The 19,398-nt window shown below is 61.4% G+C and carries 17 protein-coding genes and 2 pseudogenes; 2 read left to right on the forward strand and 17 right to left on the reverse strand.

Annotated features, from left to right (window positions below):
• Positions 1-7: 7 nt before the first annotated feature.
• On the reverse strand, positions 8-838 hold the full coding sequence (locus tag XH83_RS37135) for a phosphoenolpyruvate hydrolase family protein (protein ID WP_128929488.1): 831 nt from the start codon (positions 836-838) through the stop codon (positions 8-10).
• Positions 839-843: 5 nt separating this feature from the next.
• Entirely contained in the window at positions 844-2,079 is a 1,236-nt protein-coding gene (locus XH83_RS37140) for a Tm-1-like ATP-binding domain-containing protein (RefSeq protein WP_232995565.1), read from the reverse strand.
• Between the two features lie 656 nt (positions 2,080-2,735).
• On the opposite strand from XH83_RS37140, the gene XH83_RS37145 reads away from it, so the two are divergent.
• Positions 2,736-3,233: a hypothetical protein gene (locus tag XH83_RS37145; protein WP_232995564.1), complete on the forward strand. Its 498-nt coding sequence runs from the start codon at positions 2,736-2,738 to the stop codon at positions 3,231-3,233.
• Positions 3,234-3,245: 12 nt separating this feature from the next.
• On the opposite strand, the gene XH83_RS37150 is transcribed toward XH83_RS37145, so the two are convergent.
• From XH83_RS37150 to XH83_RS37185, 8 genes are read right to left on the reverse strand one after another with little or no spacing between them, the layout of a single operon-like run.
• Positions 3,246-5,021 (reverse strand): phosphoenolpyruvate hydrolase family protein, encoded by a 1,776-nt coding sequence (locus XH83_RS37150; RefSeq protein ID WP_128929487.1) that lies wholly within the window; start codon positions 5,019-5,021, stop codon positions 3,246-3,248.
• Positions 5,022-5,055: 34 nt separating this feature from the next.
• Positions 5,056-6,165: an ABC transporter ATP-binding protein gene (locus tag XH83_RS37155; RefSeq protein WP_128929486.1), complete on the reverse strand. Its 1,110-nt coding sequence runs from the start codon at positions 6,163-6,165 to the stop codon at positions 5,056-5,058.
• A complete protein-coding gene (locus XH83_RS37160; RefSeq protein ID WP_128955161.1) occupies positions 6,165-6,989 on the reverse strand; it encodes an HAD-IIA family hydrolase in 825 nt (274 codons plus the stop codon). The genes XH83_RS37155 and XH83_RS37160 overlap by 1 nt, the downstream gene beginning before the upstream one ends.
• Entirely contained in the window at positions 6,982-7,752 is a 771-nt protein-coding gene (locus tag XH83_RS37165) for an SDR family NAD(P)-dependent oxidoreductase (protein ID WP_128929484.1), read from the reverse strand. Before XH83_RS37165 ends, XH83_RS37160 begins: the two co-directional genes overlap by 8 nt.
• Entirely contained in the window at positions 7,749-8,690 is a 942-nt protein-coding gene (locus tag XH83_RS37170; protein ID WP_128929483.1) for a ribokinase, read from the reverse strand. The genes XH83_RS37165 and XH83_RS37170 overlap by 4 nt, the downstream gene beginning before the upstream one ends.
• Positions 8,687-9,547 (reverse strand): carbohydrate ABC transporter permease, encoded by an 861-nt coding sequence (locus tag XH83_RS37175; protein ID WP_128929482.1) that lies wholly within the window; start codon positions 9,545-9,547, stop codon positions 8,687-8,689. Before XH83_RS37175 ends, XH83_RS37170 begins: the two co-directional genes overlap by 4 nt.
• Positions 9,548-9,558: 11 nt before the next feature.
• On the reverse strand, positions 9,559-10,533 hold the full coding sequence (locus XH83_RS37180) for a carbohydrate ABC transporter permease (RefSeq protein ID WP_245478029.1): 975 nt from the start codon (positions 10,531-10,533) through the stop codon (positions 9,559-9,561).
• 47 nt (positions 10,534-10,580) lie between these two features.
• Positions 10,581-11,894 (reverse strand): sugar ABC transporter substrate-binding protein, encoded by a 1,314-nt coding sequence (locus tag XH83_RS37185; protein WP_246755941.1) that lies wholly within the window; start codon positions 11,892-11,894, stop codon positions 10,581-10,583.
• Positions 11,895-12,339: 445 nt separating this feature from the next.
• Between XH83_RS37185 and XH83_RS37190 the strand changes: the two genes are divergently transcribed.
• Positions 12,340-12,495, forward strand: a complete 156-nt coding sequence (locus tag XH83_RS37190; RefSeq protein WP_164933596.1) for a hypothetical protein — start codon at positions 12,340-12,342, stop codon at positions 12,493-12,495.
• Positions 12,496-12,641: 146 nt separating this feature from the next.
• Here XH83_RS37190 and rpe read toward each other — a convergent pair whose 3' ends face one another.
• The 7 genes and pseudogenes from rpe to XH83_RS37220 form a co-directional block, all read right to left on the reverse strand.
• Positions 12,642-13,325 (reverse strand): ribulose-phosphate 3-epimerase, encoded by a 684-nt coding sequence (gene rpe / locus XH83_RS37195; protein ID WP_128929480.1) that lies wholly within the window; start codon positions 13,323-13,325, stop codon positions 12,642-12,644.
• Positions 13,322-14,272 carry a CbbX protein gene (gene cbbX, locus XH83_RS37200; RefSeq protein WP_128955160.1) on the reverse strand — a complete coding sequence of 317 codons (951 nt, stop codon included), beginning with the start codon at positions 14,270-14,272 and terminating at the stop codon, positions 13,322-13,324. Before cbbX ends, rpe begins: the two co-directional genes overlap by 4 nt.
• 104 nt (positions 14,273-14,376) lie before the next feature.
• Complete coding sequence (locus XH83_RS37205) at positions 14,377-14,784, reverse strand: ribulose bisphosphate carboxylase small subunit (protein ID WP_128929478.1); 408 nt, start codon at positions 14,782-14,784, stop codon at positions 14,377-14,379.
• 12 nt (positions 14,785-14,796) lie between these two features.
• Positions 14,797-15,864 (reverse strand): annotated as a pseudogene (locus tag XH83_RS40025) (ribulose-bisphosphate carboxylase large subunit); the annotation flags it as partial.
• A gap of 57 nt (positions 15,865-15,921) precedes the next feature.
• A pseudogene (locus XH83_RS40030) lies at positions 15,922-16,473 on the reverse strand (type I glyceraldehyde-3-phosphate dehydrogenase); the annotation flags it as partial.
• Positions 16,470-18,500: a transketolase gene (tkt, locus tag XH83_RS37215; protein WP_128955158.1), complete on the reverse strand. Its 2,031-nt coding sequence runs from the start codon at positions 18,498-18,500 to the stop codon at positions 16,470-16,472. The gene tkt and the pseudogene XH83_RS40030, both read right to left, overlap by 4 nt.
• A 16-nt stretch (positions 18,501-18,516) precedes the next feature.
• Positions 18,517-19,392 carry a phosphoribulokinase gene (locus tag XH83_RS37220; RefSeq protein WP_100233973.1) on the reverse strand — a complete coding sequence of 292 codons (876 nt, stop codon included), beginning with the start codon at positions 19,390-19,392 and terminating at the stop codon, positions 18,517-18,519.
• Positions 19,393-19,398 lie beyond the last annotated feature (6 nt).

Raw genomic sequence — 19,398 nt, forward strand, 5'->3', positions numbered from 1 at the left:
ACTGAGGTCAGTGATGTTGGGGAAGCGGGACGGCTTTGAATTCCTCGGCTGCCGCCTTTACTGCCCGTTCGATCGGAATTCGTTCGATGGAGGAGGCGCCGACAAATCCGACGCATTGCGTCGACCGGTACACCTCGGCCGTATCCGCGGGCTCTGCGATCGCACCACCATGGCAGAGCAGGACAACGTCGGAGCGCCCGCTCCTGGCCGCGGCGTTGATGTCGTTGATGCGATTGATCGCGTCTTTGACCGACCGCCCTTCCTCATGGCCAACGAGCCCGCCCCGTGTGGCGCCGACATGAGGGATGATGCAGTCGGCCCCGGCGCTTGCCATCGCCTTGGCATCGTCCGGGTTTGCGACATAGGCGAGCGAGAAGATGTTCTTCTTGCGCGCAGATGCGATCATCTCGACTTCGCGTTCGAAGCCGAGCCCGACGCGGCCGCGGCGGTCGCGCCATTTGTCGCCCATGGTCGAGATGGTGGGATAGTTGATCACGCCTGAGAAGCCGGCCGCCCAGAATTTGTCGAGCAACGCATCGAGATCGAGCCGAACGGGATCCCAGGCCTCAACGCCGCCGATCACGGGGATGGAAGAGACAACGTTGCGGATTTCTGCGGCAAGCTCGAGCGTGCGCGCGTTGGAGTCTCCGATCCGGCTGGTCGGAAGCCCCATCAGGCGCGACAGCCCGGTAGAGTAGACCACCAGCATGTCCGCGCCCCCGAGGACAGCGCATTTGGCCACCAGGCCGCAGCTGCTGCCTGCGGCAAGAACCGCTCTGCGCTCGGCCACCTGGCTTGCGATCTTCGCTAGGATTTCGCTTCGCTCAAACATCCGCATCGCAGTCAGCCTTCCTGCGCCAATTGCTCGAGGATCCAACTCGCGGCCGCCTCGGCAAATTCGGGATCGTTGATGTGACAGTTCAATTCGCGCACCGTGATTTTGGGCGGCAGATTGTTCTTGACCGCGTCCAGCCAAGCGCGGTCGGCATTGCAATCACGGAACACGCCGCCGTCGCGGTCGTAGTCGGAGACGCCTTTCGCCGGCCAGAGCACGATGGCTGGCGCTTCGGCCCGCGACAGCCGCTCGGCCGTAAGCCGGCCGATGCTTGCGTTTTCGGACGGAGTTGTGCGCATGAGCGTGGTGTAGCGAGTATGGGAGTAGAACTGGCGGCAGCGAAACTGATCGGGGACGCTGGATGGTGGACCAAAATTGACCATGTCGACTGCGCCTGGCGCGACGACCTGCGGGATTGATCGATCCGCGGCTGCCTTGAGCCGATCCGGTCCGGCGCTGGCGGTGCCACCGACGATTTCGTCAGCAAGCTCGGTTGTGGTCAGATCGATTACAGCGTCAAACTCACCGGCCGCGATTAGCTGTTCCATCTTGCGCCCGCCGGCCCCGTTAGCGGGGAAAACGATCGCATCGAGGCCGGCCTCTCCAAGACGTCTTACGCATTGATTGGCCGCCGGCGTCGTAACTCCGAAGGCCGTGATGGCGACGATTTTCTTCCGTCTCCTCTGACGGGATGGCTCATATTGCATGGCGGCCACGGCGCGGCCGGCATTGTCCAGCACGCGTTGGGTGAAGGCGTTGATCCCGAAGAGGTCGACAAGGGTCGGATAGAGGATGATGTCGTTATGGACGGCCAGTTCGGCGAGCAGTGCGGGCCTGGCGCTACTCACAAGGAGCTTCGGGAAGCCATATGGTAAATCGCGGACGACTTCGCCAAAGACGGCGCTGCCCTTGCCACCCGCAATTCCGACAATTGCGCTGATCGCGCCTGATTGGCGAAGATCATCGACCATTTTGCGGGCCGATTGGGCAATGTCGTTCAAGAGCTCGACGGGAGAAACGGCGCGGCCGCCATCTGTCGGCTCTTTGTCCGACCCTGCCTTGGACGTACCGACGTCTAAGACCACCGTCGTGCGGCCCAGGCCTTCGATGACGTTTCGGAGATAAGATGCTTCTGCGCCCTTCGTATCGAGCGTCGCCACGATTGCAACGGCGCCAGCGGCTCCGACCTTGGGCGAGCGCCCAAGCCTGGCCGACTTCGCGTCGTCGGTGCAATGGTGCGACACGATCTTTCCTCTCCGATCCTGCTTGATACGAATGGTCTAAACGCGGCCGAGACGCTCAATAAGTGCCGCGCCGGGGAGAGTTGGGTAATATTGGGTAGATGTCTCGAAGCGCTCGGGAGCGCACCGGTGGCTCTAGCCAAGGTTGCCTGTCCTGTCTGCGGCGTGTCTTCCCCTCTCCTCTTCCGGCATCTTCTGTCCGGCGTCCTTTCGGGCCCATGAGACGCACGCGGTGCGCAGCAGGCGAAGGTCATCTCCGCCAGCCCTTGGGACGCTGTTTCACCCATTGCAAAAAGTGCCAAGTGGCGGGCGGGTGGACAGCTCGCGCGGTTCAATGCCTGTGAATTGAATTCTAAAAAGAGACCGCTGCTGGAGCTCTCCAACAGCGGCGTAAGTCGAGGGAGGAAGCAGACGAGGCCGGCCTGCCAGCGGATAGATGAGACGTCGTCGGAAGCCTGACGTGCCTAGATGTCGTGCAGATCTCTAGACCGAACTGAAATGCCGTATAAGATCAGTGCGATGTTTAAATGGGTAAGATTGGGTAGAGGCGGTTGAAGCAAAGAGCAGTCGGCGAGCTCATTTCAAGCAGGTCGGACACGCGCGAGGGTTATTGCCTAGCAATCTATGCGCCGGCTTTAGGGAGCCTTCCGGAAGGCTCCATGCTGGTCATGGCGACCTTGCCCGTCGTTGACTGGAACGATTGTCTGTTACGGGATCTGCGCACGTTCCGAAAGGAGAGATCTGCGGGTGTTTACGCCGCGATCGTCATGATCGATCCCTTCGCGTGCTGGGAGGATCTTGCCGATGCGTTGAAAGAGGCCGGGATCAAGGGGATCATCAACTTCCCGCCGGCGTCTCTCATTGAGCGGTCAACGACAGGGACGCCCATTGAAAGCGGACAGGAGATCGAGCTTCGACGTCTGGAATGGTTTGCCAATTTGGACTTCAGGGTGTTGTTCGCGACGGACGACATCTCTAAGACCGCAATGGCCGAGCGGCGCATCGGCTCGCATCTGGCCGGCCTGGTCCAGATGCCGGAAGAAGCGCTCAAGTTCGTGATTGGCGATGGCGTCGATTTGGTAAGCGCCGGGAAGCGAGGAGCGCCGGTGGCGAAGTTCGCGCTTCTGAGCGGCACGAAGCCGCCAGCGCGAAAATAATGAGGAGCAGAGCTACTCCAGGATCCGCAGCTTCTTGATCTTGTTGTAGAGGGTCTTCCTGGAGAGTCCAAGGGACTGGGCAGTTTTTCCGCGGTGGAGCTTGTTTCGTTTCAGCCCTTCGATGATCCACTCGCGCTCGGAGAACACATTTGTCCGTTTCACGGCCGATGACGCGGTCAGCAAAGGCCTTAGGACGTCAGCCGTAATGTGTGACAGTTGCAGCGTCACCAGCTGGTTGACGATTTGGCGCAACTCTCGCAGGTTTCCCGGCCAATCATGCCCGGCAAGCGCCAGGAAGGCAGAATTCTCTATTCCCAACGTCGGCGCGTTTGAATCTCCCTTCGCTTCCACCGTGAAATGCTGGACCAGTTGGGGAAGGTCTTCGAGCCTGTCCGGCAAGGCCGGCAGGGCAATGTCAAGCCCGGTAAACAGGGCAAGAAGCCGAGGACAGAGCACGGTTTGAAGGCTGGCGCTGCGAGCAATTGTCGCTGTTGCAATGATCCGTGCGTTGGACCGCACGACCGATACCCCGTTCAGGGGTGCAAAACCGCCGGTCTCGAGGTAATCAGCAAGACGCTCCTGGCCATCCCGCGGCAGTTGATCCAGATGCAGCAGCAGGACGGCAGTGCCGTTTGCAGCTTCAAGAATCGATAGTTGGCGCTTCCTGGTCTCGTCGCGCTCCGCGCCGAACAATGCACCGATGTTGCCCGCTGCCGGCCCCGCGCGGCACTGGAAGAGCGCAGCCTTTGTATGTTTGCGGTCGCTGAAGCTGTGAACGAGATTCGCTATCCTGCGTTTTCCCGAGCCCGTTTCGCCCCACACGAGCACAGGATTAGGATTGGCAGCCAGGCGTTTGGCGGTCTCGAGCACCCGCTTCATGACTGAGGATTGGGCAATGACGCCGTGCCTGAACCCGCTCAATTGGAGCTGACGCTCGAGCAGATCGACTTTCTCGCGCAAGAGATGAATCGTCTTGAACCCGGATGTGACCTCGAGGACCGACATCTCCAACGGGACCCGGTCCAGCGAAGAGCCGCCTATGAAGCCCTGGACGCCCGTTTCGCGGCAGATATCGAGGAGTTCGTCCGGCTTTGTAATGGGTCCGCCGCCGAGTAGACAGATGACGTTCTTGTCGGTGGAGTGCGCCACCCGTGTCACGGCGCTGGTCCGCGCTGCGAGCTCGGACTGGCTGATCGATGGATCAGATCCGCTTTCGACGCTGCGATTGAGATTGAAGTTGATGCAGATCGCCTCAATGCCTGCCTCGACCATGCGCCGCGCTTCGGCCTGGGAGCGGGTATAGGCAATCGTCATCAAACCGCGTTGACGGGCTTTTGTTAGAAGTTCGATTTCTCGCTCGTAGCCGAGGCCAGATTTCTCGAGCAAGGACCTTCTAAAATCGTCGATGTGGATGACGGAGGGGAAATTGGTAACCCCTGTAAAGCCCCATCGGATGATCCGGTCGAGGAAGCGATCGAGATCGAGGCGCGGATCGAAGGTGCATGCGCCGAAAAAGACCGGCAGTTTGGTGCTGGGCAGGATCTCGGTTCGGCCGAATCCGGCGACGAATTCGTTGCTATCGCGGATGGGCAGGATCGAGGCTGGCGAGGAGCCGCCCATGGCGCGAAAACGGCCAGCGTTGAGCGCAAGGACAAAATCTGCACCCGCCCGTTCGGCCGCCCTTGCGGTCATGCCCGAGCCGATGCCTGCCCCGAGCACGAATGAACGGGAATTGCGGAAGAACTGCCTGATTCCTGCGTTCTTGACCTGCTCTACCCGGTTGTGCATACCGGCCGCCCCTCCTGTGCGGCAGGCCCGAAAATTAGCTCCAATTTGCCGGTGCGTGCAACCGCTGCAGGGCCTTGCCGTTGGCCGTGAACAGGTGGCAATCGGCTGGTGAAGCCGCAAGGCGGACCTTGCCAGATCGTTTGGCTGGCTCGAGCCGTGGCGCTTTGGCGACCACGGCTTCCTTGCCCGCGTTGCCGTAGATGTAGGTGACGCTGCCAAGGTGCTCGACGAAATCGACGTCCAGCTCGAGAGCGATCTCTTTGTCTTCTGCCGGCTGCGAGAAATCATCGGGACGGATCCCGAGCGTGATCGGCTTGCCGACCAGCAATTGATCCGGCCGAACGGGGACCGAGACGGTCGAGCCCGCGTCAAGCCTGACCTCCACCCCTGTCTCGTGCGCGGCCTCGATATGACCGCCCAAAAAATTCATCTTAGGCGAGCCAATGAAGCCGGCGACGAAGCGCGACGCCGGGTAGTGATAGAGCTCGTGGGGGCTCCCCACCTGCTCGATATTGCCGTCCTTGAGCACGACGATCTTGTCAGCCATGGTCATGGCCTCGACCTGATCGTGAGTGACGTAGATCATGGTGTTTCCAAGCTGCTCGTGGAGCTTGGCGATCTGGACCCGCATCTGCACCCGCAGCTCGGTGTCGAGGTTGGACAGCGGCTCGTCAAACAGAAACACCTTGGGCTCGCGGACGATGGCCCGCCCGATCGCCACGCGCTGGCGCTGGCCGCCGGAGAGCTGCCGTGGCTTGCGATCGAGCAAATGGTCGATCTGCAATAAGGACGCGGCCTCAGCGACACGCTTCCCGATCTCCGCTTTCGTCGCTTTGGCCATCCGCAAGGGGAAAGCCAGGTTTTCCCGGACGGTCATGTGCGGATAGAGGGCGTAGCTCTGGAACACCATGCCTAGATTGCGGTCGGCCGCGTCCACGTCGTTGACGAGCTCATTGTCGATGAAAAGCCGTCCTCCGCTAATCGGCTCGAGACCGCCGATCATGCGCAGCAGGGTCGACTTGCCCGACCCTGAAGGCCCGACGAAGACGACGAATTCGCCGTGATCGATGGTGAGGTCGATATTGCGCAGGATCTGGATAGTGCCATAGGCCTTGTTGAGGCCTTCCAGGCGAACATTGGCCATCACGCTCTCCTCTGCCGTACGGTGTCTACACCAGCCTTCACGGCGATTTCTGAAAGGCTGGACACGGTAAAGTCGGCTGGCAGCAGCGCGGCGTCCTTGCGAGGTGGGACGCCTGTCGTGACGAGCACGGCAGGAAGGCCGGCGCGCTTGCCGGCCTGGATATCTGTCTGTATCTGGTCGCCGATCATCAATGTGGATTGACGTGGCGTTCCAAGCCGCGAAAGCGCGGCTTCGATCATGTGCGTCTCGGGTTTGCCGACGATCAGAGGCTGGACTTGAGTTGCGGCTGCAACTGCCGTGATCATGGCCCCTGCCCCTGGTTCGAAGCCGTCCGCAGTCGGCAAGAGAAGATCAGGGTTTGTGCCTATGAACACGGCGCCGCCCAGGATAGCCGCAGCAGCAATTCGCAGCTTGTCATGCGTAATCTGGCGGTCGAGCCCCATCACCACGACTTCAGGCTTCGCATCGGTGACTTCGAGGCCCGCCTCCTCGATCGCTTTGGCAAGGGATGGCGCGCCGATGACAAAGGCCCGTGTCAGTTTCGGGTATTGGGCGCGAATGAGCGCCGCGGCCGTGATGGCGCTCGTCACGACCTGCCTCGGGGAGATCGAAAGCCCGAAACCTCCGACCTTGCGCACAACATCTTCCGGCGTGTGGGTCGAATTGTTAGTGACGAAGCAGAAGGGAAGTTTTGCCCGCTGCCAGCTCTTGAAGGCTTCGATGGCGTCCGCGATCGCGGCGTTCCCCCGGTAGACCACGCCATCCAGATCGGAAATGACACCGGCGATCTCGGGCCATTGAAGCTGAGTGCCGGACTTAGCCATTCATCAGCATCCCGCCGTTCACGTGAACGATCTGGCCGGTCATGTAGGAGGCCGCAGGGCTTGCGAGAAACACGGCAAGGCCGGCAATGTCGTTCGGCAATCCAACCCGTCCCAATGGGATTCGGCCGCTATGGCGGGCTTCCGTCTCCTCACGCGGACGGCCATGCATGGGGGTGTCGATGATCCCCGGTGCGATTGCATTCACATTGATCTTGAGCGGCGCGCATTCATAAGCAAGGAGCTTTGTGATGTCGTGAACGATTGCCTTGGAGAGGCAATAGTCCGCCCCTCCGGCCTGATAGTTGAATACGGCGCCTTGCGAAGACAAGGAGGAACCGACATTGACGATGCGGCCGCCCTTGGTTGTCATGAAGCGCTCGATCGCGAGCTTCGAGCAGCGGAGGATTGCGACCGAGTTGATCTGGATTGTGCGTTCGATCTTGTCGGCCGCCCCGCTGAGGAGCGGCTGGGCAGATTTAACGCCGGCATTGTTGACGAGCACGTCGAGCCGGCCGAATCGTTTTCCGATCTCCTCGAGCACGCGCGCCACGTCCTCTTCGCGCGAAACGTCCATGGCCATCGGCAACACGCCATTGCCATGGGGAAGTCCTACCAATGTCTGCCTGAGGCTTTCGAGATTGGCGTCGGTGGCAACGACGTTGGCCCCTCCTGCCCGAAACGCATTCACAATGGCAGATCCGATGCCGCCCCCTGCCCCTGTCACGAGCACCGTTCTGTCTGAGACTGAGAACTGTTCGGTCATTCCAACTCCAAGATCGTTTGTGATTTGAGGAATTCATCGACCTCTGCTGCCAGCGGCATTGAGGCCTGCGCCCCGCGGCGCGTTACGCACAGGGCAGCAACGGCTAGTGCTCGTCTGACCGAATCCCTCAGAGGCAGGCCTTGAGCGAGCGAAGCGGCAAAAGCGCCATTGAAGGCGTCCCCGGCGGCCGTGGTATCGACGACTTTGACGGGAAAGGCACGCAGCGCAAACGAGTGCGCCGCGTCGGCATAGAAGGCGCCCTGCGCTCCCAGCGTGATCAGTGCGGCTTTGGGTCCGAGGTGCAGAAGCTTGGACGCCGCCACTGCGGCGCTGTCGAAATCGGTCACCTCTACCCCGGTCAGCTCGAAGGCCTCGGTCTGGTTGGGGGTCACGTAATCGACTTGTCGCCATGCCGCCGGCGAAAGCCCGGGTCTGACCGGCGCCGGATTAAAAATGAGTTCGAAGCCCTTCTCGCTTTTCATTTCAAAGAGCCGGTTGAGGGCGGAGATGGGCAAGCCCATTTCGGCAACAACGAGCGCGCCTGGCGCGATGAATGCGGCCGCGCTCTCAACCATGGCCGGCATCACATTCAGATTGGCGCCCGGATCGATCACGATCATGTTCGAACCGTCGTCTCCCACCAGGACGAGGGCCGAGCCGGAGACCTCACCGGCACAAATGGTGATGGCCTCAGCACGGACTCCGGCTTCGCGCAGTGACTGCAAGAGGGACTGGCCAGCCTCGTCCCCGCCAAGACGGGTGTAGAATAGGGGCTTCAGTCCAAGCCGTGCGGCCGCTACGGCTTGATTGGCGCCCTTCCCTCCAGGATTGCGGTTCAATTTGCCCATCAAACTTTCACCCGGCGTTGGCAGCCGCTCGACATTGAAGCAGAGGTCGAGATTGGTCGTTCCAAAGAACATCAAGGGCCTGGGATTCATTTTACTGCCCCGAAAGTGAGACCACGTTCGAGGTGGCGCTGGCCCATCACGATCAAGATCACCGGAATGATCATGGTAACGACCAGTCCTGCAGCCATGACGGGATAGAACTGCACCCCCGGATTGAGCAGCTTGAGTAGCGCGACGGTCACCGGCGCCTTGGTGGAGCTCAGGATCAAGCCGAGCGCGAAGTTGTGCCAGGCCAGCAGAAAGATCAGCAAGGAGGCGCCGATCAGGCCGGGCTTGAGAAGCGGCAGCACGATATGCAGAATGACCCTGACAGGTTTGGCCCCGTCCATCGCTGCAGCCTCCTCGATGTCCTTTGGAATATCCTCGATGTAGGAGCGGCTCAACCACACGATCATAGGCAGCGTGACGACCTGGTAGACCCAGATCATGCCGAGATAGGTGTCGTAGAGTCCGATGGTCTGGAACACGTTGAAGAGCGGGATGACGACGAGCAAGGCCGGGGCGAACCTGAAGCCAAGAATGAAGAAGGCGATGTCCTCCTTCATCGGGATGTCTCGCCTTGCCAGAACGTAACCGGCGGGCACGCCAAGGAGCATTGAGACGAAAACAGATCCGAGCGCGATGGCGACGCTATTTGTCACTGGCGTGAGGAAATCAACCTTGATGGTGCCATAGCTTGTCGCGCCGGCCTGCGCGGCGTCGAACAGCACCCGGAAATTCTCAAGCGTCGGCGAGAAGATGAACTTGGGCGGCCAGGCCATGACCTCGCCCTGCTGTTTCAACGACATCAGCAGGATCCAGATCAGCGGAAAAGCGAGAGTGAGCGCGCAGATGCCAACCAGCAGATTGAGAGCGATATTTGTCGATCCTGAGCGATTTAGGCGCATGTCGCGTCTCTTCAGCTAACGCGTTGTCGGACGTATCGCCACAACTTGACCGTGAGGAACGCTCCGGCCAGGACGATGATCCAATTGACGACCATGAGGGCCGCGCCCCGGCCGAAGGCGAGGTTCTGGAATGCGGTGATGTAGGCGCGCACGGAAAGAACGGAGGTGCTGTTGCCGGGACCGCCTTGCGTCGTTCCGAAAATGATGTCGAATTGATTGAGAGATTCGATCAGACGGAAGACCGCAGCAATCAGGATGTAGGGCGCGATCAACGGCAGCTCGATGTAGAGGAAGGTTGCCCAGCCCTTTGCACCATTGACGCGCGCGGCCTCCCTGATCTCCTCATTGATGCCCTGGAGGCCGGCGAAGATGATCAGCGTGAAAAAGGGGGTGTAAGTCCATATGTCGATCAGGACGAGGGAAATCATCGCTGTCGCGGGATCAGAAATCCATGCAAACCGGCCCATTCCTACAAGCGACAGCAGATAGTTCAGGATGCCGCTCTGCGGATCCATCATCGTCGTCCACATCAAGGCAACGCTCATGGGCGGAAGCACGAGTGGCAACAGAATGACCGGCCGCATCACGCGTGCCAGGAACACTTCGGTGGCAAAGAGCTTGGCGAGGGCAACGCCGAGCACGGCTTCCGCAAGGACCGCTGAACCAGCGTAGACAAGTGTTGCTCGGACGCTATTCCAGAAGTCGTCTGTCTTGATCAACGCGGCGTAATTGGTAAGGCCAATAAAGTGGACCAGTGGCCGGCCGAACTTGAGATCCGTCAGGGACTGAAATACGCCGTAGAAGAACAGGAACAGAAAGCCAAGAAGGATCAAGACCGCCGGCGCGATCGCGGCGATGCTCCACCAGTCAAGGCGCGGCGGGCTGGCACTCTTGGCCGCGCCGTCTTGCGCCGAAGCGAGTTGGCTCACTGAAGACTGCAGCGTCACGATTGCGTCTAATCCTGAAGAATACATTTCAACTGACATCGAAATCCAAGGGGGCGGCATGCAAGCCTACCACCCCCTTTGGGACTTCACATCGACGAACGGATCTCGGAGGCAAGGTCGGTCAGCGTTGCCTTCACATCCGCTCCATTGACCATCTTCTGCATCGCCACCGCCCAGGCATTCATTGCCTCGGCGAAGCCGACGCGGGCCGTAAAGGCGAGTTGCGCCTGGTCCTGCACAGTCTTGAACGTCTCGACGAAGTTGTTGAATTCAGGCTTTGCGGCGTATTCGAGCCAGGCCTTGTCGCTCCAGGTCGATGCGCGCGGAGAGTTGACGAGCTTGCCCGCAACGGCACCGTTCAGCTCGACCTGCTTGGAGGTCGCCCATTGGATGAAGAGCCAGGCCGCGCCCTTCTTCTGGGAGGCGGCGTTCATGGCCAGAGACCAGATCCAGATGTTGGATTCGAAGTTCTTGCCGTTCGGTGCGCGCAACGGTGGTGCAAAGGCGATCTTGCCGGAGGCGGGCTTGCCGGCGACGTCGTTCCAGAAACCGAACATGTTGGAATCGATCGCCATGGCGGTCCGCCCTGAATTGATCCCTTCGACCACCTGGTACCAATTGTCATTGGCAAAGGAGGGAGCAGCGCATTTCTTGATCATGTCGACATAGTCTTTGTGGAAGGCGATCGACTCTGGCGAATCCAGGCCCGTGTCGAGTTTGCCGTCTTTGACGACGAAATCGTGCACGCCATAGGACCTCGCAATCGAGATCGCAGCCGTGTGGATGCTGCTCCAGAACCTTACGCCGCGAACGCCGAGAGGCGTGATGGTGGGATCGGCAGCTTTGAGTTTCTCACAAGCGGCCGACATCTCCGGCGGGGTGCTCGGGACTTTGATACCGTGCTTGTCCAGCACATCCTTGCGGTAGAACAACTGGATGTTCTCGAAGCCATGGGGGATCGCCCAGACCTGCCCGCTGCCGGCCTCGATCTGGCCCTCCTTGACCTTCCATGTCAGCGCTTCGCGCAAGGCTGGGAAGAAGTCCTTGTAGTCGTAGGCTGCAGAGGTGAGCTTTGAATCGTTTAGATAGCGATCGAGCGGTTCGAGCAGTTGGCCCGGGGCAAGGTCCCAGGCGGGCTGGATGCCCGTGCCGACGACATCCCAGCTTGGCGATTTCGTGCTGAGCTGGATCGTTAGCTTATTCCAATAGGCATCATCCGGATAAAGCTCCGGCGTCACCTTGATGCCGGTGAGTTTCTCGAACTCGGGCAGTTGAGCCGCAACAGCGTCAGCATAGGGGTGAATATCGTAGGCCCAGACGATGGACGTGCCTTCGAATTGCCGCCAGTTGATGTCTTCTGCGTAGGCCTGGGTGGCAGCCAGTGCCGCCCCGGCGCACACGGTGGAGTTAATGAGAGCTTTTTTGATAAGTTGAGCCGAATGACCGCAAACAACGGCTAGCGTCCTTGGCATGATTCCCTCCGATGGGCTCTTTGGCCCGCAAACCACGCGCCCTCTCCTCTAGCAGAGGCCGTGGTAGGCGAAGGCTATGCGCCATTCTAACGGGCTAAGCGGCTTTTGACACAGAGTTTGGGTAAGGTTGGGTAAGAGCCAGAAATCGGGGTTTCTAAAATAAGATCGGCTGGCCGCGACGAGGCTACGCAATGCGAAGCGCCAGTGGACGCTTCAACAGCACTTTTGCAGGCATACGAAAACGATCTGAAAAAAGCCTCCGCCAGACATTTGGTCTAGGCAGAGTAGCCTCTCATGCTTGCAATGCTGGCCCGATGACGCTGTTCTCAGTATAAATTGCTTTCAGTCTGGCATTGCCAATTGGAGTTGCAGGATGATCGCGCAAATCGCAAGAGTCGTTTCCAGCACGGTCAGAAAACCAGCTGAGGACGGCGATACTCTCAAGATTCTTGGTATATTTTGTGGAGCAGGCCTTCTGCTCTCTCTACTCGTCGCAATGGCTTTTGCGCTCGACTTGACGCCTTTGTGATGGTTCAGCGGTTCATCACGATGAGGTCGAGCCGAGCAGTTCCCACTAAAGCGCACGGCAGAGGAATTCACCGCGACGGCCCCATCGTCCCTCCGGCATAGCGCCTAGCCGCCGCGTCCTGCGTGTTTGTTGACCCATGCCGAAGTCTAACTCGGGGACCGGCCAACCCTAGTTGCCATTCGTAGGCCCGCGATATTGGTGGCGTACTCGGCAGCGATATTGCCGCCAAACAGGGCTGAACCCGCCACCAACGTGTCGGCCCCAGCCTCCACGACGGCGGCAGCATTGTGGCACGTGATACCACCATCGACCTGAAGGCGGATCGGGCGATCGCCGATCATGGCGCGAATGCGCCTGATCTTGGGGATCTGGCACTCCAAAAACGCCTGGCCACCGAAGCCCGGATTGACGGTCATGACAAGCACCAGATCCAACCTATCGAGCACATATTCGATTGTACCCTCCGGCGTCGACGGACACAGGCTTACGCCCGCTTTCTTGCCGAGCGCGCGAATAGCCTGCAGCGAACTATCGAGATGTGGACCGGCTTCCGCATGAATCGTGATGATGTCGGCACCGGCTTTGGCAAAGCCTTCAAGATAAGCGTCGACGGGCGCTATCATGAGGTGAACGTCAAACGTCTTCGTGGTGAACGGCCTCACCGCCTTTATCACGTCCGCACCGAAACTGATGTTCGGCACGAAGTGCCCGTCCATGACATCGCAATGGATCCAGTCAGCGCCGGCTGCGTCGATCGCCGCGACCTCCTCGCCGAGACGCGCGAAATTCGCCGCCAGGATCGAGGGAGCAATGACGATATCCCTGGTCATGGACATTTGCTCCCGGTCGCCTGCTCGCTGCCAGCTCCGCCGCTGAACACGCGGCTCGCCAATACGTCGGAGGGATCGATGGTTTCGAGATCAGCGATCTCGAGCATCCGGTCGAGATCGGAGACCAGCCGATCGGCCTGGCGCAACCGGATGCGATCGACAGCGTTGCGGACCGAGCGCGCATTGGAGAAGAACGGCTGAGTCCGGCGCAGCACAATGTATCTTTCGAACGACTCGCGTGCCGCGGCCGAGAAGCGGTAGCCGCGCTCCCTCAGCATAAGCTCGGCAATGTAGAGCAGCTCCGCCTCCGAATAGTCGGGAAACTCGATGTGGTGGGCGATGCGTGATCGGAAGCCTGGATTGGAGGCAAAGAAACTGGTCATCCGTTCGCCATAACCCGCGAGAATGACGACGAGATCCTCGCGCTGGTTTTCCATGACTTGCAGCAAGATCTCGATGGCTTCCTGACCATAGTCGCGCTCGTTGTCGGGCCGGTGCAGGTAATAGGCCTCGTCGATGAACAGTACGCCGCCCATCGCCTTCTTCAGGATCTCCTTGGTCTTCGGCGCAGTGTGACCGATATACTGACCGACAAGGTCGTCGCGCGTCACCGAGATCACCTGTCCGCGCCGCACGAAGCCGAGGCCGTGCAAGATCTTCGCCATGCGCAGGGCGACGGTAGTCTTACCGGTGCCGGGATTGCCGGTGAAGGACATGTGCAGCGTCGGGGCCGAGGAGACGAGCCCGGCCCGCTGCCGGATCCGCTCAATCAACAGGAGCGAAGCGATCTGCCGCACCCGCTGCTTGACGGGCTTCAAGCCGATCAACTCTTGTTCGAGCTGGTGCAAGGTCTCCGTGATCCCCGCCGCCTCGGCCTCCTTGCGCAGGTCAAACGCAGTAGGCACCTCATTGACCTCAATGGTCGTCGTGTGCGGCACATCCAGCATCTTGGACCTCGAATAAAGAGGCTTCGCCGCCGCAAATGACGGCGAAGCAGTTGTCCGCCAGGGAGTCGGAGCGGGGAGAAAGAGTCGCTCCGAGCGGAAAGCGACTAAGAGGAAGCCGGCTGAGGTTGCCGGTGTACGGTGGTGTAACGTACCGAGCGTACGGCCATCTCCTGGCGCACCAGCTCGAACTCAGCCTCCTTCGCGGGCCGGTTGACGAGGAACGAGATGCGCACCGACTCCCAGCCATGGCTGGAATCGAATCCCGAGACGCGGATGTAGCGGTCGCCATACACCCTGCGGCATTCGGCGAGCTCCATCATCACGCCGGCAGCGTCCGCGAGATCGAACATCGGCAGACCCCACATCTCCCAATAGGTGTTGCGGGGATGCGGGTCGTCGGTGAACTCGATGTTCACCGCCCAACCCTTGCTCAGGCAATATTGCACCTGCTTGGTAATCTGCTCGTCGCTGAGATCGGGCAGGAAGGAGAAACAGCCTTGGGTCAGTTTCATCTTTGCTCTCCTTTAGACAGCGGCGAGCGCCGTCGGCACGAAGTCCGGCGTGTCGGTGGATTGATAGTTGAAAGTGACGTCTTTCCAGGTCTCCAGCGCGGCCTTCAGCGGCGTGCAGGTCGCTGCGGCCTTGGCCAGGATCTCTGGGCCTTCGTGAACGTAGTCACGTCCCTCGTTGCGAGCGAGGATCATCGCTTCCAGCGCCACCCGGTTGGCGGTCGCCCCGGCCTGGATACCCATGGGGTGGCCGATGGTCCCGCCGCCGAACTGCAGCACGACGTCCTCGCCGAGCAGGTCGAGCAGCTGGTGCATCTGGCCGGCATGGATGCCGCCGGAAGCCACTGGCATTAGCTTATTCAGGCTCGCCCAGCTCTGGTCGAAGAACACGCCGTGCTCGAGCTTCATCGGGTTGAAGTCGTCGCGGCAGATGTCGTAATAGCCGCGCGTGGTGTTGGGATCGCCCTCGAGCTTGCCGACGACCGTGCCGGCGTGGATGTGATCGACTCCGGCGAGCCGCATCCATTTGGCGATGACGCGGAACGACACGCCATGGCTCTTCTGGCGCGTATAGGTCGAGTGACCGGCGCGGTGCAGATGCAGGATCATGTCGTTGCGGCGCGCCCATTTCGCCATCGACTGGATCGCGGTGTAGCCGATCACGAGGTCGATCATGACCACGACCGAGCCGAGCTCCTTGGCGAACTCCGCACGCTCGTACATGTCCTCCATGGTCGCGGCCGTGATGTTGAGATAGGTGCCCTTCACCTCGCCCGACGCCGCCTGCGCGCGGTTGACGCCTTCCATGCAGTAGAGGAAGCGGTCGCGCCAGTGCATGAAGGGCTGCGAGTTGATGTTCTCGTCGTCCTTGGTGAAGTCGAGCCCGCCCTTCAGCGCCTCATAGACCACGCGGCCGTAATTGCGGCCCGAGAGGCCGAGCTTCGGCTTGATGGTGGCGCCGAGCAGCGGCCGGCCGAACTTGTCGAGCCGCTCGCGCTCGACCACGATGCCGGTGGCCGGCCCCTGGAACGTCTTCACATAGGCGACCGGCAGCCGCATGTCCTCGAGCCGCAGCGCCTTCAGCGCCGCGGCGCGGGCGCGATAGAGGTCCTTGTGGAACGTATCGAGCGTCGGCTGGTCGCCGGTGTAGGAGTGGATCGTGGTCATGAACCCCTTCTCGATCCCGACGGCGTCGTCCAGCACCTGAGCGAGCGGCGCGAGGCAGTTGGTCGAGCACGAGGCGTTGGAGACCACGATGTGATCGCCGGTCAGGGCGAGATGATTGACGCCGAACACGACGGTGAGATCGACCTCGCTTGCCGGCGCCGAGACCAGCACGCGCTTGGCACCGGCCTGGATATGTGCGGCGGCTTTCTCACGCGAGGTGAACAGACCGGTGCATTCCAGGGCGATATCGACACCGAGCGCACGATGCGGCAGCTGCGCCGGGTCCTTGATCGCGGTCACCTTGATCGGGCCGCCGCCGACGTCGATCGTATCGCCGTCGACCTTGACTTCGCCGGGAAAGCGGCCGTGGACCGAGTCGAAGCGCAGCAGATGCGCATTGGTCTCGACCGGACCGAGGTCGTTGATCGCGACCACCTCGATGTCGTTGCGGCGGGACTCGGCGATCGCACGCAGCACGTTGCGACCGATCCGGCCAAATCCGTTGATGGCGACACGCAAGCTCATGCTGTTCTTCCCTGGTTCCGACGTGCGACCGAGCGCCTGGCCGCTTCTGCGATGCTCTGCGGTGTGATGCCGAATTCGCGGTACAGCACGGGCGCCGGCGCCGAGGCACCGAAGCTGCGCATGCCGACGAACTCACCGTCGGCACCGATCCAGCGATGCCAGTCGCCGACAACCGCTGCCTCGACGCCGACGCGCGGCGCCGTGCCGAGCACGGTGGCGCGGTAATCGTCCGGCTGCTCCTCGAACAAGGCGAAGCAGGGCGCGGACACCACGGCCGCGCGGATGTGCTCGGTCGCGAGCAGGCGGGCTGCTTCCAGCGCAATCGAGACTTCCGAGCCGGTCGCGATCAGCGTCACGTCACGGCCGCCGTCGGGCGAGACGACGAGATAGGCGCCGCGTGCGACGCGGTTCTTGCCGCGGGCATCGCTGCGGAAAGTTGGCAGCGCCTGACGCGACAGGCACAGCACGGACGGGCGATGCTCGGAGCCGAGTGCGCAGTCCCAAGCCTCCAGCGTCTCGACCGCGTCGGCGGGACGGAACACCAGCAAGTTCGGGATCACCCGCAGCGCGGCAAGGTGTTCGACCGGCTGATGCGTCGGGCCGTCCTCACCGAGCCCGATGGAGTCGTGCGTCATCACGTGGATAACCCGCAGCCGCATCAACGCTGCGAGCCGGATCGCGGGACGGCTGTAGTCGGAGAAGGCGAGGAACGTGCCGCCATAGGGAATGAAGCCGCCATGCAGCGCGAGGCCGTTCATTGCTGCAGCCATCCCGTGCTCGCGGATACCGTAGTGGATGTAGCCACCGGCGAACGCACCGGCTTTAACGGGGGTCTGCGCCTTCGCCTGCGTCAGGTTCGAATGCGTCAGATCCGCCGAGCCGCCGACCAGTCCGGGAATGGTGCTGGCGATGCCGTCAAGCACCTGCTGCGAAGCCTGCCGCGTCGCCAGCTTCGGCCGTTCGGATGCGAAGCGCTCGCGCAACTTCGCCGCGGCGAGCACATAGGCAGCAGGCAGGGCAACCGCCCTACCTTCCACGAACAAATCGCGCTGCTCGGGCGTTGCGCGCTCATAACGATCGAGCCAGGCGAGTCGCTCGACCTGCCCGCGCTGTCCGATCATCCGCCACGCCTTGAGCACCGGGATCGGCACCACGAAAGGCTGATAATCCCAACCGAGCGCGCGGCGCGCCGCCGCGGTCTGCTCGGTGCCGAGTGGCGCACCATGCGCCTTCTCGGTGCCCTGCCGATCAGGCGCCCCATAACCAATGATGGTGCGGCACGCGATCAGCGACGGCTTGGCGGTCTCCCGCTCCTCCGCGATCGCCTGGGCCACGGCTTCTGGATCGTGTCCGTCGACACGGCGCACCGACCAGCCGGAGGCCGCGAAGCGCGCGAGATGATCATCCGATGTCGCGAGCGACGTCGGACCGTCGATGGAGATGCCGTTGTCGTCGAACAGCACGATCAAACGGCCGAGCCCGAGATGACCCGCGAGCGAGATCGCCTCCTGGCTGAGACCTTCCATCAGGCAACCGTCGCCCGCGATCACGTAGGTGAAGTGATCGACGAGGCCGTCGCCATGCCGCGCATTGGCCATGCGCTCGGCAAGCGCCATGCCGACCGCGGTCGCAATCCCCTGCCCCAGCGGACCCGTCGTGGTCTCGACTCCCGGCGTGTGGCCGTATTCGGGATGGCCCGGCGTCTTCGAGCCCCACTGCCGGAACGCCTTGATGTCATCGAGACTGAGGTCGCCGCCGGTCAGGTGCAGCAGCGCATAGAGCAGCATCGAGCCGTGGCCCGCCGACAGAACGAAGCGGTCGCGGTCCGGCCAATTGGGATGCGCCGAGTCGAATTTCAGGAAGCGCGAGAACAGCACGGTCGCGACATCGGCCATACCCATGGGCAGACCTGGATGGCCCGACTGCGCGGTCTCGATGGCATCGACCGCGAGGAAGCGGACGGCGTTGGCGAGATCGTTATGCGCGACTGCCGTGATGTCGGCTTCGGCGTGGACGGAGATATTCATCGGTGTCTCTCCTCGTTCACTTCAGGCTGCGCTTGCGCTCGATCAACTGCATGATCAGCGGCGTCAGAATCAGCTGCATGGCGAGATCGAGCTTCGCGCCGGGACAGACGATCGAATTGGCGCGCGACATCCAGCTCTGCGGCAGCATCGAGAGCAGATAGGGGAAGTCGATGCCGCGTGGATTCTTGAAGCGGATCACGACCATCGATTCGTCCGGCGTCGGGATCCAGCGCGCGATGAACGGATTGGACGTGTCGACCGTCGGCACACGCTGGAAGTTGATGTCGGTCTCGGTGAATTGCGGGCAGATGTAGTGGATATAGTCGGGCATCCGCCGCAGGATGGTGTCGGTGACCGCCTCGGTCGAATAACCGCGCGCGCTGCGGTCGCGGTGCAGCTTCTGAATCCATTCGAGGTTGATGACGGGCACGACGCCGATCTTGAGATCGGCATAGCGCGCGACATTGACCTTGTCGGTGACGACGGCGCCGTGCAGGCCCTCGTAGAACAACAGGTCGGAGTTCTCCGGCAGCTGCTTCCAGTCGGTGAAAGTACCGGGCGCCGTGCCATGCAGCGCGGATTCCTCGGCGTCGTGGACATAGTGCCGCGTCACCGCCGTACCGGTCTCGCCGTAGTCGCGGAACGCGCGCTCCAGCTCCTCGAACAGGTTGGTCTCGGGACTGAAATGGCTGAAATGCTTGTTGCCGCGCTCGGCCTCTTTCGCCATCTGCGCGCGCATCTCGGCGCGGTCGTAGCGGTGGAAGGCGTCGCCTTCGATGTAGGCGGCATTGACCTTCTCGCGGAAAAAAATCTGCTCGAAAGTCTTCTTGACCGAGGTGGTGCCGGCGCCGGAGGAGCCGGTGATGGAGATGATCGGATGCTTCCTGGACATGGGACA

The organism is Bradyrhizobium sp. CCBAU 53351 (assembly GCF_015291745.1).
Classification (GTDB): Bacteria; Pseudomonadota; Alphaproteobacteria; order Rhizobiales; family Xanthobacteraceae; genus Bradyrhizobium.